Origin of the sequence: Clostridium tertium (assembly GCF_017873245.1) — a bacterium.
In the GTDB taxonomy this organism is placed as follows: domain Bacteria; phylum Bacillota; class Clostridia; order Clostridiales; family Clostridiaceae; genus Clostridium; species Clostridium tertium.
The window spans coordinates 1-14,808 of record NZ_JAGGJY010000018.1; the positions used below are offsets into that span (position 1 = coordinate 1).

Below are 14,808 nucleotides of genomic sequence, written 5' to 3' on the forward strand. Positions count from 1 at the left end.
AACACCCCCACCCAACACCACACCACCAAAACCCCCACAAAAAAAAACAAAAAAAAAAAAATATATGCTTATAAAATAAATTATTTAATCTATAAATCTATTAAATTAAAAATAAATATAATAAAAAAAGTGAAATAAAATAAAATAAAATCTGTAAAAACTTGAAATAATATTTCTATAATGATATAATAATAACAAATTGTAAACGAAATCAAAATTAATACAATACTAATATAAACTATATTTATTTCTTAATAAATACGAATTTTATAATATTTTAAAGCAAAAATATTATAAATTATAATAACCAATAAAGGGGGGAGTTATGTGAAATAAAGATTTATAGTGAATTAAAATAAACAGACAAGATGAAAATATTAAATAAAGATACCTATGATAAAGTGTTTTGGTAGTTTAGACTACCTTTTTATATTATTATGCACAAAAGTTTATATTATACTATATGACTTCTTAAGGCTTGACATGAAAGATTATTATACATTTTTTATTAAATACTAAGAAATGATATTAAATAGGGGGATAATTTCATGAATTTAAAGTTAAAAAGAAAACTTGGAATAATTACATGTGGATTTTTAATTTCATCAATATTATTTCAAGCTAAAGAGATAAAAACTGTAAATGCAAGTAGTACTGGACAAGTAAAATTAGGTATCGATAATTTAGATAAGAATTTAAGCATTTTTGAAGGAAAAAGGGTAGGGTTAATAACAAATCCATCTGGTATGGATAGTAATTTTAAAAGTTCTATAGATGTATTATATGAAAAGACAAATCTAACAACATTATTTGCTGCTGAGCATGGAATTAGAGGAAATGCACAAGCAGGGGATAATGTAGGAAATGAAGTTGATGAAGTTACTGGACTTCCAGTTCATAGTTTATATGGATCAACTAAAAAGCCAACTCCAGAAATGCTAGAAAATGTTGATATAGTAGCTTATGATATGCAAGATGTAGGAGCTAGATTTTACACATATATAAATACACTAGCCTATGCAATGGAGGCATGTGCAGAAAATAATAAAACATTTGTTGTATTTGATAGACCTAATCCTATTGGTGGAGAAGTACAAGGTAATTTACTTAATCCCGATTTTAGCTCCTTTGTTGGGATGTATCCTATAGTTCAAAGGTATGGAATGACAGTTGGAGAATATGCTAAGTTTATAAATGAAGAATTTAATATAAATTGTAAACTTGAAGTTGTTGAAATGGAAGGCTGGACTCGTGATATGTATTATGATGAAACAGGGTTAAATACATGGGTAATGCCATCTCCGAATATGCCTACGCTTACTACCTCAATAGTTTATACTGGAACTTGTGTTTTTGAAGGAACAAATGTTTCAGAAGGAAGAGGAACAACAAGACCTTTTGAATTAATTGGTGCACCTTGGATTGAACCAATGGATCTTAGTAATAAATTAAATTCTTTAGGTTTACCAGGAGTAAAATTTAGAGCTGCATCATTTACTCCAACATTTTCAAAATATTCAGCATCAGATACTGCAAATTATCCAACAGGAAAGAATCAAGTTTGTGGTGGAGTTCAAGTTTATGTAACTGATAGAGATAATTTTAATGCTGTTAAAACTGGATATGCAATGTTATATACAATTAGAGATATGTATCCAGATAAGTTCCAATACTTAAGTACTAATTTTATAGATAAGTTAACAGGTAACAGCTATGTAAGAGAGGGAAAATATACGTTAGAAGAACTATTTGCAATAGTAGATAAGGAGTCTAATGAATTTAAAGCTAAAACAGAAAAATATTATATTTACCAAGAGTCAAATAGTGGTGGAGAAAATGTAAGTAATATTAAACTTGGTATAGATAATATAGAAGAAAGCTTAGATATATTTAAAGATAAAAAAGTAGGACTTATAACAAATCCATCTGGTATGGATAGTAATTTTAAAAGTTCTATAGATGTATTATACGAAAAAACTAATTTGACAACATTATTTGCTGCTGAACATGGAATTAGAGGATATGCACAAGCTGGAGATAGTGTTGGAAATGAAGTAGATAATATTACTGGACTTCCAGTTCATAGTTTGTATGGATCAACTAAAAAGCCAACTCCAGAAATGCTTGAAAACGTTGATATAGTAGCTTATGATATGCAAGATGTAGGAGCTAGATTCTACACATATATAAATACACTAGCTTATGCAATGGAGGCATGTGCAGAAAATAATAAAACATTTGTTGTATTTGATAGACCTAATCCTATATCAAGTGAAGTACAAGGAAATATACTTGATCCTGAATTTAGTTCATTTGTTGGAATGTATCCTATAGTTCAAAGATATGGATTAACTGTTGGTGAATATGCTCAATATATTAATGACAAATTTAATATTAATTGTGATTTAAAAGTAGTTAAAATGAGTGGATGGTCACAAGAAATGTATTATGATGAAACAGGATTAGATACATGGGTAATGCCTTCACCAAATATGCCAACTTTAGATACAGCAATAGTATATACAGCAACTTGTGTTTTTGAAGGAACAAATTTATCAGAAGGAAGAGGAACAACAAGACCATTCGAACTAATAGGTGCTCCATGGATAAATCCAATAAATTTAGCTAATGAACTTAACTCTCTAGGGTTACCAGGAGTAAAATTTAGAGCAGCTTCATTTACGCCACAGATATCAAAGTATTCAGCATCAGATACTGCAAATTATCCAACTGGGAAAAATCAAGTTTGTGGTGGAGTTCAAGTATATGTAACAGATAGGGATAGCTTTAATTCAGTTAAGACAGGCTATGCTATGTTATATACAGTTAGAGATATGTATCCAGATAAGTTCCAATATTTAAGCACTAATTTCATTGACAAGCTAACTGGAAATAGTTATGTAAGAGAGGGAAAATATACATTAGAAGAATTATTTGCAATAGTAGATAAAGAATCTAGTGAATTTAAATCTGATATAGAAAAATATAGAATATATGTACCAGCATCAACTATTAATAATGTTCCTGTTATAACTTCAAATGATAAAACATTAAAATTAAATGAAAACTTTGATCCATTAAAAGATGTAACAGCTTATGATGAAGAGGATGGAGATTTAACATCATCTATAAAAGTTGTAGAGAATACTGTAGATACTAGTAAGGCTGGAGAATATGTAGTGAACTACAGTGTTTCTGATAGTAATGGTGCTAGTACTTCTAAAAAAATAAATGTTACAGTTAAAGAAGATAATAGTACACCTAAACCAGATGATAACAATAATAAGCCAGAAGAACCATCAAAACCAGATGATAATAATAAGCCTGGAGAATCTCCTAAACCTAGTGAACCAAATAATAACTCAGGAAGTTTGCCTCAAACTGGTAGTACTGTAAATAGTTCATTATTATTAATAGTTATATCTTTATTTATGATATATATGGGAAAAGGATTTTTAGAAGATAAGTCTAAGAAAGCAGTAGATAAGAAATAGAGACATTAGCTTTATAAATGATTAAAAATCTATAAAATAAAATATTAGATAATTTATAATAAATAAAAAGCTATAAACGGCAAATGAAATTTAATTCATTTAAGTTTATGGCTTTTTTATTTATTTCTGTATAACTAAATAGATAACAAGATAACATTAAGCATAAGGAATATATTTACAATAAGTATAAGTAATTGTATAGTTATAGAATAATTAACTGATTAATTATCAATTGAATTGGAGATGAATTTATGAAAATAGGAATTATAGGCCCTTCAGAAGATGAAATAATGCCTTTTATTGATGAACTTTCAACCGAGAAATTAGAAGAACATGCAATGCTAAAGTTTTATATTGGTAAATATGAGAATAGAGATATTGTTGCATTACATTGTAGTGTTTGTAAAGTTAATGCAACAATTGCAGCTCAAGTTTTAATAGACAAGTTTCAAGTGACTAATATTATTGTAACGGGAGTAGCAGGGGCAATAGATAAAAACTTAAATATTGGAGATACAGTTATTTCAACAGAAGTAGCATACAATGATGTTGCAGAAGAGATTTTAACAGAGTATCATCCATAGATGAAGAGTATATATTTTGAAAGTGATAAAAAGTTATTCTCGTTATGCAGGACAATAGTGAATGAGAATGCTTTTAGTCAAAATATACTATTTGGGAAAATGGTAACTGGTGAAACATTTATAGATAATAAAGGACGAAGTGAAATAATATCAAAATTTAATTCACTTTGTGTAGATATGGAAACAGCAAGTATTGCTCATGTTTGTTATGTAAAGAAAAATCCTTTTATATCAATAAGGTCAATAACAGATACTGAAGATGAAAGAGGTGTAGAAGTTTTTGAATCTAATTGTCTAATGGCAGCAAAGAAGTCTATAAATTTTGTAAAAAAACTTCTATTAACAATATAATATGTGTGAAAGAGCTATAGAGTTGAAGAGTGAAGAAATACAAGAGTAATCATGCATAATTTAGTTCATACAACCGAACAATTAGATTTATTTAAATAAATTCTAAAGGAGGTCGTGAAACGCGACTCCCTTATTAACATTAACATGAGATGTATTTAAATTCAAATCAGCTCACATCATTTCTCAATCAGCAAAATAATTTATCATTGAATAGTACCTTTATATAGTTTCAAATATTTCATTAAACTACCTATGAGTATTTACATAAATTTATCATACTTTTAAGAGATTACTATATGAATTATTTATTATTTTGTAATAGAAATACTCGTAAATGATAATAAGATAATAAATAGAATAAATGCTATACATATTAAATTCTAAATTATGGTATAATTAGCAAAAGAGGTATTATATTAATAAAATTGTTAAATATAGACAAATTGTTAGTGGCTTAAAAAGTATTCATAAATTAATAAGGGGTAGTGAGTATGGAACCTTTATATATTTTAGTTCTTTTACTTCAATTTGTAATACCAATAGCTTTAATAATATTTATAGTTAGAGTATTGATAATTCAAAAAAGACTTAAAAATGAAGTAGAAAAACTAAATATGCAATTAAAAGAAATAATTGATAAAAAAAGTGAGGAGCAAAAATAGAATGTTAGACTGGTAGGAGGACAGAATGGATATAAAAATAAGAATGGCTAGTGAAAATGACGCAGAAGAAATATTAAGAATATATGCACCATATGTAAAGAATACAATAATAACTTTTGAATATGAAGTACCAACAGTCGATGAATTTAAAAAGCGTATTAGAAAAATATCTAAAGATTATCCTTATTTAGTTTGTACTTTAGATGACAAAATAATTGGATATGCTTATTCTTATAGACATAAAGAAAGAGCTGCTTATCAATGGAATGTTGAATTATCTGTTTATATTGATAATGCATATCTACGCTATGGACTTGGAAAAGCTTTTTATACAGCTTTAATTGAAATATCTAAACTTCAAAATATAAAAAATATTTATGGTGTAGTTACTTCTAATAATATGAATAGTGAAAAGTTACATGAGTATTTTGGATTTAAGAAGCTAGGAATTTATCATAATACAGGATATAAATTTGGCAAGTGGCATGATGTTACTTGGTTTGAAAAGAGTATTAATGAAGAGTATTGTGAACCAAAGCCTTTAAAATTAATTAAAGATGTTGACAATGGTTTAGTTAATGAGATTATAGATAAGTGCTACAATTTTATAAAGTTATAAAGACATCTTAAATATACTAAGAGAAAGTTTATTTACTAGTAGTTTAATATTATTTATTAATAATAAATAAGAGTATTTTCAAATTTTACTGTTAGTGTTGGAAAGTCAGGAAAATACATGTATAAGTGGTTAGATCAAGAGGAGTGGAATACATTTTAAAAAATATATCCTTCTGGAAAAGTAAAAGAAATTTGGGAATCAGTATTTACTATGTGTAATTTATTTAATGATATTGCTAATGAGATAGCACCTAACTAAAATAAATGTGACATATAATCAGTTAGAAGCAAATAATAGTTTGAAGTTTTTAAAAGATGTAAACTTATTACCAAGAGATGCAAATGAAATATATTAGTAAATTATAATATGTGGTGGTATGAGAGGGTTTATGGAGGATAAAGAAAAACTATATTTTGAAATTGAGAGCTCGGAAGAATTTATTAATAGTAAATCAGAATATGATTTAGAAAAGGATGAAGTTAATTCTAATAAATTAAGTAGCATAAGTAAAAATGTAATTTTTGTTGGAATTGGTGCAGGACTTTATGCATTAATAAAAGATTACAACGTAATGGGTATATTATCTATTATAAAGTTTTTTATTTGTATTTATATAAGTTACATAGCAAAAGTAGTTATTAATGAATTAATAACTATCACAGATAAGATAAATAAAAATTAGAAATATAAAGAATTTAAGTAACTATATTTAAAATTACAAATTAGGGCTTACTACATATAAGAAAGTAGTAAGCCTATAAGTATAATAATTAAATTAAGTGTTTTTAATATTTTTTAACGAGCTTACAAGAACATCCACACATTCTTTAATATAAGCATCATCTGATTTATCGGTGCCTATTTCTACTAAGATTGAATTGTTAGATAATTCCTGATTGCGCTTCAAATATTCAGTAGTAAAATCGTAGTAGTATATTGATGCTTTTACTTTAGTAGATTTTGAAATCTCATTTACTAGTTCTTCTGCAAATTTATTATTTTCTTCAAAATGTTGATTATCTTTTGCAAGGACAAAGGTAATCATTTCAGGATCAGATTTAAAAGAATCACTATTGCTCCTATGAATATCTAGAAGTATTGTATTTTCATATCCAGACACATTTTCTGTTATAGAATCATGTGAAACCTGATATGATTTTATATATTCTATATTTGGTTTGGAGCTAATAAAATTACTGTTTAAGCCTTCAGTATTAAGTTCATGATTAATTAAAGCGCCTAAATCAGTTACTTTCGCACCAAATTCATATTCTTCATCTGGATGACTATTGTATATAACTATATCAGATGAAAGAGGAATAGTAGAATTTGAATTATCTATAGTTAGATTCTTAATAGTATCTAATAGCGATATGTTTGATGAATCATTAATTGTATTAGTTGATTTAGTTGTTTCTGAGTTGTCTATTTTATTTGAATCTGATAACGTATTTTGTTTTCTTAAATATAAATATACTAATGTTACACATATAGTTAAAAATATAATTGATACAATAATATTTTTATGGATTTTCTTCAATAAAATACACCTCCTTTCTTTAAATGTATATTAAATGAATATTTATATTATGAAAGTAAATCGAAAGCAATTAATTGTCTTACTAATTTTTATGATGTATTAATAAATAAGTTAAATAATCTCATGAAATATAAAATATAGGTTAGCAAATTTTAAACAAGTATAAAAATGAAAAATAAAGACTATTTATATATTATTAAAATAAAAAATTATTTGATGGAGGAATTTTATATGTTTGGAAAAGATAAAAAAGAAAAGAGATTTGTTATTAAAGAAGAGCAATCCTTAGGATTTGGAGCAATATATATTGTTGTCGATAATCATACAGGGGTTAATTATTTAATGACTGTTGGAACAGGGCAAAATGGAGTTACACCACTGTTGGATTCTGATGGTAAGGTGATAGTTGATAGATAAATTCCAATTTATTAAAGAAAAATTGATAAAGAACGCTTTGAAAGAATTAGAGAAATTTCAGCAGAAATGATAAGTTTACAATCAGATATACCTTTAGAAAAAGTAAAGGACTTGTTTTGTAATGAAATTGGATATCAAACACCAAAGTTAGATACAAGATCAGCAATATTTAAAAATAATAAAATTTTATTGGTACAAGAAAGCAATGGGACTTGGTCATTGCCAGGTGGTTGGGTAAATGTAGATTTATCAATAAAAGAAAACACAATAAAAGAAGTAAAAGAAGAGGCGGGTTTAAATGTTACAGCAGATATGATAATTGCTGTTCAAGATAGAGAAAAGTATAATTTGCCTGTATATACTTATAAAGTGTGTAATGTTTTTGTTCTATGTTCTTTAATAGATGGAGAATTTCAAAAAAATATAGAAACAATAAAAAGTGATTATTTTTCATTAGATAACGTACCATTGTTGGCAACAGAAAAAAATAACGAAGAGCAAATTAAAATGTGCTTTGAAGCATATAGAAGCTCAAATTGGAAAACATTATTTGACTAGATTTTATTTATGAAAATTAAATTTAGTTATGGAGGAATAAATATGTTTAAAGAAATAAGAAGAAAAGATAGAAAAGATAGAAAAGATAGAAAAGTTGAACCTTCAGAAGCAATAGACATATAAAAAAAAATGCGAATATGGAATTTTATCTACAGTAAATGAAAATAGATATACATATGGAATTCCTTTAAGTTATGTTTATTCAAATGATTCAATATATTTTCATAGTGCAGTTGAAGGATATAAGTTAGAAAATATAAAGAACAATGATAAAGTATCATTTTGTGTAGTTGGACAAACTGATGTATTACCAGATAAGTTTAGCACCAAATATGAAAGTGTAATAATATTTGGAAGAGCAAAAGAAGTATTTGAAGATGAAAAGAAGAAAACTCATTAATAAATGTGATTATAGACCAATGGATGAGGAGAATGAATTTGAGCTAACTCCACTTGAAATTAAAGAGGAAACACATTGGTATATTACTTGGGATATAAAATTTAAGAATGGGGATCTAGGATATTTGATTTCTAGAGAAAGTACTATTGGAACATTAGAATATATTTATAATAATAATATTTATCCTATTTTTAATGAGCAGTAATAAATTGATATAAATTTAATATTTAAGGGGTAAGTGATATGGGAAAGAATTTAAGAAGAGGTTTTTATATAGTAGTAATATGTTGCTTAATATCATATTTGTTTATAAGCAATTTATCACAACCAAAGATAAATGGAAGATGGTATTTATATGCTGGTAGTGATATAAATTCAGAACTAAATATAGTAGAAAAACTAAATTCAAAAGACTATATGGATATTTCAGAAACATCAATTAAGGAATATAGAAGTAATGGAAAAGATGGAGATTCTTCTTATTAAAATAAAAGAAGATAAATTATATGCTGGGGATGCAATTTTTACATTTAAAATATTTAATATTGGAGATGAAAGAGTTATGCATTTAACTTTGATAGGATATAATTTGGGACATGGTGAAGATGAATATATTGAAGATGGAGAGACATATACTTATGTATTTGATAAAAATATAGATATTTCTGATGTATAATAACAATGAATATTTAATGATTTAATTTAAAATATATGCAAATTATGAACATTTTTAAGGAAACTTATAAATTTCCTTAAAAATGTACTAATATTATAGTATTACTAGTTGCTTATTTAAATTTCTTTGTAAATTATCTATCAAACCATTCATTAGTTTGTGGATGAGTATAATGAGGTGTAAATTCCATAATACGATATTCTTGGGAACCAGTAATCTTGAGTGGATCAGAATTTAAATAAGCTTCTACGTCCTCAAATGAATTTGCTTTCATAATTAAAATACCACCACTCATATCTTCTTTAAGTCCTGATATTAGTGTAACACCTTTTTCTATTGCTTTTTGAGAATGAGCTATATGTTCGTTCATAATACTTTCATCTATTTCAACAGAACTGTTTAATTTACCTTCAATAATAAAATATTTCATTTTTATTATCCTCCTTCTTTATATAAAATATATTATGTATATTATATCATATTAATAATTAATAAAGAATTATTATTTATTAAAAAAGTAAATTTTTGTCTTAGAATAAATATATAAAAAGACCATTTATAAATGATTCTTTAAAATAAAAAAAGAGGTGGTCATATTGAATTTAAAAAGTAGAAAGTTTTTAGTAAAATTATTTATTTGTACATTTGTAGTATGTATAATATCTAGCTATGCTTATGCAAAAATGACAAGTGATATTCCTATGAGAAAACCATCTGTATCCATAAAATACAATGGAAAAATAGTTCCTACAAGTATTGGAGAACATACCTGGTCTGGAAGTTTACCAAAGGGACAAAAAGCAGGGAGTAGTTATTTAGTAGGACCATCATATGATGCTGGAATGGAAGTTTCAGGATTTTCTGCAAAATCTAATAGCGAAGTTGAAGTAACTTTTAATTCAGCTCCTCCAGAAATAATTCTAAGATTATGGTCAGTAGGTGATTCAGTTAATGACACAACTATAAAATTTGATTCTTCAAAAAAAGTAAATAATATAACATTACCAGATAAAAAAGGAGAATATATTTATGAAATGAATGGATATTGGAGCGAAGGGAATTATACTTCAACTATATTTAGGATAATAATAGAATAGATTTATCATATTAATATAAAAGTATTATTTATATAGAAACTTTTTTGAAAAATAATCTATAATCAACACTATTTTTCGAAATAGTATTTATTAGTAGCAATAGTATTATAGACAATAAGATTATTATTTTTATTAGAAATTTGCCAAGAATAAAAGGTGAGTTAAGCAAAAGTAATTATCAATGATATAAAGAATAATCAAAACTACATAAAATAATTGCAGTAGTGAGTGATTATTTGATTATCATCCCTTTAATTTGGAAATATTAAACCTTTTAAAACGAAAATAGTTATACCGTATTATTCAAAAATGAATATACGGTATTTTTTTATTTCACAATTTAATTATATTACGAGTGGATTATATAAATGATGTACTTAGTATAAAAGTAATTCTTTGAAAATTTTCAAGGTTGAGTAACTACTGATATTACTTGAAATTACCATAAATAAAAAGACTAAAATAGTAAATTATAAAAGGTAATGAGTTTTATAACAGATTAATGAATAAGTCTATAAGGAGAGCATGAAGATGAGACATAAAGTAAAAATTTTTTTAGCTATCTTAGTAAGTGCAGTTATTTTTAATTTTATATTTAAAATAGATATGAGAAGTATCTCTGTAGATTCATTAATAGAAGAAAGTGAAGTTAATGAGAATGATGTTAGCAATAAAAAGAAGGTTATATATTTAACCTTTGATGATGGACCGAGCTATAAAGTTACAGGTAAAATTTTAGATATATTAGAAGAAAAGGAAGTAAAAGCAACATTTTTTGTGATTGGTAATCAAATTGAAGATAAGGAAGATGTATTAAAAAGAATGAATGATGAGGGACATAGTATAGGATTGCATACATTTACTCATAAATATAAATGTATTTATTGTCACGAAGATTGCTTTATAAGAGAAATGATTGAATGTCGTGATGAGATAAATAGAGTAGTAGGAATTTCACCTAATATAATTAGATTTCCAGGAGGAAGTTATAAACATTTAAATAAAGAATTTTTAAATAGATTGCATGAAAATAATCTTAAGGTTTATGATTGGAATTTAGATAACTCTGATGGATTAAATCCAAAACAATCTAAAGATGTTCTATATAAGAATGCTATAAAAGGAAGTAAGGATTTGAAAACTATAAATTTACTTATGCATTGCACAGATATGAATAAAAATACTAGTGAAGCACTGACTAAAATAATAGATTATTATAAAAATCAAGGATATGAATTTAAGACTATTGAAGAAGATACACCAGAAATGTATTTTAGAATATCATAATATGTAAACATATTAGTAAATCGACATAATACCGTATCATTCAAAAAAGAATATACGGTATTTTTTTATTTTATAATTCAAAAAATTTCATTGTTTAATTATTTTTCCTAGCAATTTATAACTATTAAGGGTTAAACAATAGAATTTGTTTTTTGAAAGGTTACTAATATACAATTAACAAAATATGGTATAATTAATTCGTAAAATGTATCAATTAAACTTTAGGGTATGCAGAATGGATTGCAGAAGAGCTTAAATGTGATATTTTAGATTATAAAAATTTATCAAGGTCGTCTATTGCAGAATATGATTTTGTTATTTATGGAAGCCGTGTTCATGCAGGGAAAATCGATGGAATAAAAAAGATAAAAGCATTATTTTCAGATAATGAAATGTCTAAGCTAATCATATTTGCAACAGGGGCAACACCTTTAGAAGTAGAAGATGTTATTAATACAATTTGGGAATCAAATTTTTCAAATGAAGAATTAAAAATAATTTCTCATTTTTATATGCAAGGTAGACTTAATTATGAAAAAATGGGTATCTTAGATCGTATGATTATGAAAATAATTGCTAAAATTTTGAGTAGAAAAAAGGATAAAAGTTCAGATGAAGATGGATTTGAGCAAGCTATTGGAAGTTCTTATGATATTTCCTCTAGAGAGTATATTGCACCACTGATTCAGTTTGTAAAAGTCCAAGCAAAGGAAGTTGAATAAAATTAACAAAGTATGAAGCTAAGATGTATTTATGATACTAATTATGAAATATTAAGAATGAATATTTTAAAGAAATCAATCTTTTATATAAGAAGGAAGAAGTATAGCTAACTCAGTGATAATATTAAAAGTTTTAAAATAAGAAAGGGAAAGAGAATATGATTATTGAAAATATTTTAAATGATATAACCGTTGAACTTAAAAATATTCATGGTGTTATAGGAGTAGTTATAGGAGGTTCAAGAGCGAGGGGGACTAATCATAAAGATTCTGATATTGATATTGGCATATATTATGATGAATCAGAAGGCTTCAATGTTACTGATGTTGATAAGATTGCTACTAAGCTAGATGATGAAAATAGAAAAAATTTAGTTAGTTCATTAGGAGAATGGGGACCATGGGTGAATGCCGGAGGATGGTTAACAGTTCAAGGATACCATGTAGATTTTATATTACGTGATATAAAGCGTGTATCTAAGGTGATTGATGATTGTTTAAATGGAAAAATTTCATCAAATTATCAGACAGGACATCCGCATGCCTATTTAAATGCTATGTATATGGGAGAAGTAGCAATTTGCAAAGTATTAGATGATCCTAAAAATAAAATATCAGAATTAAAAGTAAAAACTATACCATATCCAGAAAATTTAAAAAATGCAATAATTGGTTGGTATATGTTTGAAGCATCTTTTTCTTTAATGTTTGCTAAATCAAGTATAGATAAAGATGATATTTATTATGTTTGTGGACATTGTTTTAGAAGCATTTCATCCTTTAAATCAAGTTTTATTTGCATTAAACAATGAGTATTGTATTAATGAGAAAAAAGCTATAAAAATGATAGATACTTTTAAAATTAAACCACAAAATTATAAGAAAAGAATAGATGATGTTATTACTTCAATTTCTTCTAATGAAAGTGATACAAGAAGAGGAGTAGGAATACTTGAGGAACTTGTTAATGAAACTAAAAATTTATGTTAGATCAAGAGGATAAAAGAATAGTATTACTGTATTTACAAAAGTAGAAAACTGTAAATATGCTAAATGATAAATATAAAATAACAACAATAAATGATGGAGGTTCTATATGAAGAATTTAGATATATATGGGCCAATTATAATTACATTATTTATAAGGATGACTATTAACTTTTAAGAATCCTAGAATAGGGTTCTTTTTATTATAATTTTAATTATTATGATGGTAAGTAAAATCCATTTTTGTAAAAAGTATAAATATTTAATATAGAGATATATTACTATTGAGGTGATTAGATGGAAGAAACTGATTTAAGTAAAATAATAGATTTATCAGGTGGTAATATTCAGGAAAAGGTTGCTTCAGAAATTATATCACAGATATTCAAAGATAAAAATGACTTTGGTGAGGTAGTTTCTGAAGCAGTAGAAGAAGTATGCAAAAAAATAATTAAGGCAATTGATAATGCATTTATGAAAGAATACATAGCAGGCACCAATAGCGTAGCTACTTTGCTTTGGGTATATAACTACACGTGAAGTTAATATCAATAAGTTAAGTGATTTACAGAGTGAATCTACTCATTTAATGGATAATTTAAAACGATTTGATGAACTTGAAGGTATTTTTGCATGTTTTTATATAAGTAATCTAAATATTATTTGTATAAAAGCTCTTTCTGAGTATAATTCTGATTATAATAAAGTTCTTGTAAGGATAGGGAAGGAGTATGCGGAATGGGCCGAGAAAGCAAGTAAACGGATTATTGAATTAACGGAAGAAAGTGTTGGAGGTATTTATTCCTTTTCATTAAATAGCACGACGAATCCACCGGATACAGGTAATGTGTATTCTGGATATTTTATAAAGAAAATCGATATTTTAAATATAGTCATACTACAGTTTTATACTTGTTATGAGGATAAGTGGGAAGTTTCTAAGAAATTTGAGAAAAGACATAAGTTTATATTATCTGAGGAAATTAAATTAGATGTTCTACATTATTATGAAAACTTTAGAAATTTATATTTAACTAAAATTGGCGAAGATTCACTTAAAGAAAAGTACATCAATTTTTTTGAGCAAGCTAAAGATTATAGAAATAAATTTTTGCAGTCTAGATTATCATATATAAATTCACTGAACTTGACAATTTCAAAGGCCTGTTATTCATGGAGACTAATTAATTAAAAATTATATATTGAAAAAGAGTTTCAAGAGAGGCTCTTTTTTTTATGAATTATATTACAATATAAAAGATTTAAAGAATATAGTGAAAGATAGATCTATACAACTAATTTTAAGTAAATATTAAAAATTATGGACAAGAAGTATGGGGATATGTAGTTATCATTGTCATCAGGAGTATAAATAAAATTCAAAAGATATTTGTAAAAATAAAATATTATGCAA

18 protein-coding genes and 3 pseudogenes are annotated in these 14,808 nt (G+C 25.8%); 19 read left to right on the forward strand and 2 right to left on the reverse strand.

Features of this window, described 5'->3' with window-relative positions; genetic code table 11:
* Positions 1–548 precede the first annotated feature (548 nt).
* The 6 genes and pseudogenes from J2Z25_RS16065 to J2Z25_RS16090 all read left to right on the forward strand — a co-directional run bounded on the left by J2Z25_RS16065 (position 549) and on the right by J2Z25_RS16090 (position 6,392).
* Positions 549–3,494: an exo-beta-N-acetylmuramidase NamZ domain-containing protein gene (locus J2Z25_RS16065; RefSeq protein ID WP_209741290.1), complete on the forward strand. Its 2,946-nt coding sequence runs from the start codon at positions 549–551 to the stop codon at positions 3,492–3,494.
* 251 nt (positions 3,495–3,745) lie between these two features.
* A pseudogene (locus J2Z25_RS16070) lies at positions 3,746–4,429 on the forward strand (5'-methylthioadenosine/adenosylhomocysteine nucleosidase).
* Between the two features lie 491 nt (positions 4,430–4,920).
* The gene (locus J2Z25_RS16075) at positions 4,921–5,091 is read left to right on the forward strand and encodes a hypothetical protein (RefSeq protein ID WP_008678999.1); all 171 of its coding nucleotides are present in this window, start codon (positions 4,921–4,923) and stop codon (positions 5,089–5,091) included.
* 25 nt (positions 5,092–5,116) lie between these two features.
* A complete protein-coding gene (locus tag J2Z25_RS16080) occupies positions 5,117–5,710 on the forward strand; it encodes a GNAT family N-acetyltransferase (RefSeq protein ID WP_209741291.1) in 594 nt (197 codons plus the stop codon).
* A 117-nt stretch (positions 5,711–5,827) separates the two neighbouring features.
* Positions 5,828–5,968: pseudogene (locus J2Z25_RS18670) on the forward strand (aminoglycoside 6-adenylyltransferase).
* A gap of 130 nt (positions 5,969–6,098) precedes the next feature.
* Complete coding sequence (locus J2Z25_RS16090; RefSeq protein WP_209741292.1) at positions 6,099–6,392, forward strand: hypothetical protein; 294 nt, start codon at positions 6,099–6,101, stop codon at positions 6,390–6,392.
* Between the two features lie 93 nt (positions 6,393–6,485).
* On the opposite strand, the gene J2Z25_RS16095 is transcribed toward J2Z25_RS16090, so the two are convergent.
* On the reverse strand, positions 6,486–7,250 hold the full coding sequence (locus J2Z25_RS16095; protein ID WP_209741293.1) for a stage II sporulation protein P: 765 nt from the start codon (positions 7,248–7,250) through the stop codon (positions 6,486–6,488).
* Positions 7,251–7,481: 231 nt separating this feature from the next.
* On the opposite strand from J2Z25_RS16095, the gene J2Z25_RS16100 reads away from it, so the two are divergent.
* The 6 genes from J2Z25_RS16100 (at position 7,482) to J2Z25_RS16125 (ending at position 9,301) form a co-directional block, all read left to right on the forward strand.
* Positions 7,482–7,667 (forward strand): DUF6440 family protein, encoded by a 186-nt coding sequence (locus J2Z25_RS16100; RefSeq protein ID WP_008678993.1) that lies wholly within the window; start codon positions 7,482–7,484, stop codon positions 7,665–7,667.
* Positions 7,668–7,688: 21 nt separating this feature from the next.
* Positions 7,689–8,225, forward strand: a complete 537-nt coding sequence (locus J2Z25_RS16105; protein WP_209741336.1) for an NUDIX hydrolase N-terminal domain-containing protein — start codon at positions 7,689–7,691, stop codon at positions 8,223–8,225.
* 181 nt (positions 8,226–8,406) lie between these two features.
* Positions 8,407–8,625: a pyridoxamine 5'-phosphate oxidase family protein gene (locus J2Z25_RS18675; protein ID WP_342451354.1), complete on the forward strand. Its 219-nt coding sequence runs from the start codon at positions 8,407–8,409 to the stop codon at positions 8,623–8,625.
* Positions 8,603–8,830 carry a hypothetical protein gene (locus tag J2Z25_RS16115; protein WP_209741294.1) on the forward strand — a complete coding sequence of 76 codons (228 nt, stop codon included), beginning with the start codon at positions 8,603–8,605 and terminating at the stop codon, positions 8,828–8,830. The genes J2Z25_RS18675 and J2Z25_RS16115 overlap by 23 nt, the downstream gene beginning before the upstream one ends.
* A gap of 38 nt (positions 8,831–8,868) precedes the next feature.
* Entirely contained in the window at positions 8,869–9,111 is a 243-nt protein-coding gene (locus J2Z25_RS16120; protein WP_209741295.1) for a hypothetical protein, read from the forward strand.
* Positions 9,083–9,301, forward strand: coding sequence for a hypothetical protein (locus J2Z25_RS16125; RefSeq protein WP_209741296.1), 219 nt, complete (start codon positions 9,083–9,085; stop codon positions 9,299–9,301). Before J2Z25_RS16120 ends, J2Z25_RS16125 begins: the two co-directional genes overlap by 29 nt.
* Before the next feature lie 133 nt (positions 9,302–9,434).
* Here J2Z25_RS16125 and J2Z25_RS16130 read toward each other — a convergent pair whose 3' ends face one another.
* Complete coding sequence (locus J2Z25_RS16130; protein ID WP_209741297.1) at positions 9,435–9,731, reverse strand: YciI family protein; 297 nt, start codon at positions 9,729–9,731, stop codon at positions 9,435–9,437.
* Between the two features lie 166 nt (positions 9,732–9,897).
* On the opposite strand from J2Z25_RS16130, the gene J2Z25_RS16135 reads away from it, so the two are divergent.
* The 7 genes and pseudogenes from J2Z25_RS16135 to J2Z25_RS16160 all read left to right on the forward strand — a co-directional run bounded on the left by J2Z25_RS16135 (position 9,898) and on the right by J2Z25_RS16160 (position 14,586).
* Positions 9,898–10,398, forward strand: coding sequence for a hypothetical protein (locus tag J2Z25_RS16135; protein WP_209741298.1), 501 nt, complete (start codon positions 9,898–9,900; stop codon positions 10,396–10,398).
* A gap of 531 nt (positions 10,399–10,929) precedes the next feature.
* Positions 10,930–11,685 carry a polysaccharide deacetylase family protein gene (locus J2Z25_RS16140; RefSeq protein WP_425340189.1) on the forward strand — a complete coding sequence of 252 codons (756 nt, stop codon included), beginning with the start codon at positions 10,930–10,932 and terminating at the stop codon, positions 11,683–11,685.
* Between the two features lie 230 nt (positions 11,686–11,915).
* A pseudogene (locus tag J2Z25_RS16145) lies at positions 11,916–12,407 on the forward strand (flavodoxin domain-containing protein); the annotation flags it as partial.
* A gap of 158 nt (positions 12,408–12,565) precedes the next feature.
* A complete protein-coding gene (locus J2Z25_RS16150; RefSeq protein WP_245173440.1) occupies positions 12,566–13,219 on the forward strand; it encodes a nucleotidyltransferase domain-containing protein in 654 nt (217 codons plus the stop codon).
* Between the two features lie 31 nt (positions 13,220–13,250).
* Positions 13,251–13,397: a hypothetical protein gene (locus tag J2Z25_RS18680; protein ID WP_245173442.1), complete on the forward strand. Its 147-nt coding sequence runs from the start codon at positions 13,251–13,253 to the stop codon at positions 13,395–13,397.
* Positions 13,398–13,691: 294 nt separating this feature from the next.
* Positions 13,692–13,934 (forward strand): hypothetical protein, encoded by a 243-nt coding sequence (locus J2Z25_RS16155; RefSeq protein WP_209741300.1) that lies wholly within the window; start codon positions 13,692–13,694, stop codon positions 13,932–13,934.
* A gap of 49 nt (positions 13,935–13,983) precedes the next feature.
* Complete coding sequence (locus tag J2Z25_RS16160) at positions 13,984–14,586, forward strand: hypothetical protein (RefSeq protein ID WP_209741301.1); 603 nt, start codon at positions 13,984–13,986, stop codon at positions 14,584–14,586.
* The last annotated feature ends 222 nt before the right edge of the window (positions 14,587–14,808 follow it).

Coding starts and splice junctions, on each gene's coding strand:
- J2Z25_RS16065 (WP_209741290.1), top strand. CDS start 549: ATGAATTTAAAGTTAAAAAGAAAACTTGGAATAATTACATGTGGATTT.
- J2Z25_RS16075 (WP_008678999.1), top strand. CDS start 4,921: ATGGAACCTTTATATATTTTAGTTCTTTTACTTCAATTTGTAATACCA.
- J2Z25_RS16080 (WP_209741291.1), top strand. CDS start 5,117: ATGGATATAAAAATAAGAATGGCTAGTGAAAATGACGCAGAAGAAATA.
- J2Z25_RS16090 (WP_209741292.1), top strand. CDS start 6,099: ATGGAGGATAAAGAAAAACTATATTTTGAAATTGAGAGCTCGGAAGAA.
- J2Z25_RS16100 (WP_008678993.1), top strand. CDS start 7,482: ATGTTTGGAAAAGATAAAAAAGAAAAGAGATTTGTTATTAAAGAAGAG.
- J2Z25_RS16115 (WP_209741294.1), top strand. CDS start 8,603: ATGAAAAGAAGAAAACTCATTAATAAATGTGATTATAGACCAATGGAT.
- J2Z25_RS16120 (WP_209741295.1), top strand. CDS start 8,869: ATGGGAAAGAATTTAAGAAGAGGTTTTTATATAGTAGTAATATGTTGC.
- J2Z25_RS16125 (WP_209741296.1), top strand. CDS start 9,083: ATGGAAAAGATGGAGATTCTTCTTATTAAAATAAAAGAAGATAAATTA.
- J2Z25_RS16130 (WP_209741297.1), bottom strand. CDS start 9,731: ATGAAATATTTTATTATTGAAGGTAAATTAAACAGTTCTGTTGAAATA.
- J2Z25_RS16140 (WP_425340189.1), top strand. CDS start 10,930: ATGAGACATAAAGTAAAAATTTTTTTAGCTATCTTAGTAAGTGCAGTT.
- J2Z25_RS16150 (WP_245173440.1), top strand. CDS start 12,566: ATGATTATTGAAAATATTTTAAATGATATAACCGTTGAACTTAAAAAT.
- J2Z25_RS18680 (WP_245173442.1), top strand. CDS start 13,251: ATGATAGATACTTTTAAAATTAAACCACAAAATTATAAGAAAAGAATA.
- J2Z25_RS16155 (WP_209741300.1), top strand. CDS start 13,692: ATGGAAGAAACTGATTTAAGTAAAATAATAGATTTATCAGGTGGTAAT.
- J2Z25_RS16160 (WP_209741301.1), top strand. CDS start 13,984: ATGGATAATTTAAAACGATTTGATGAACTTGAAGGTATTTTTGCATGT.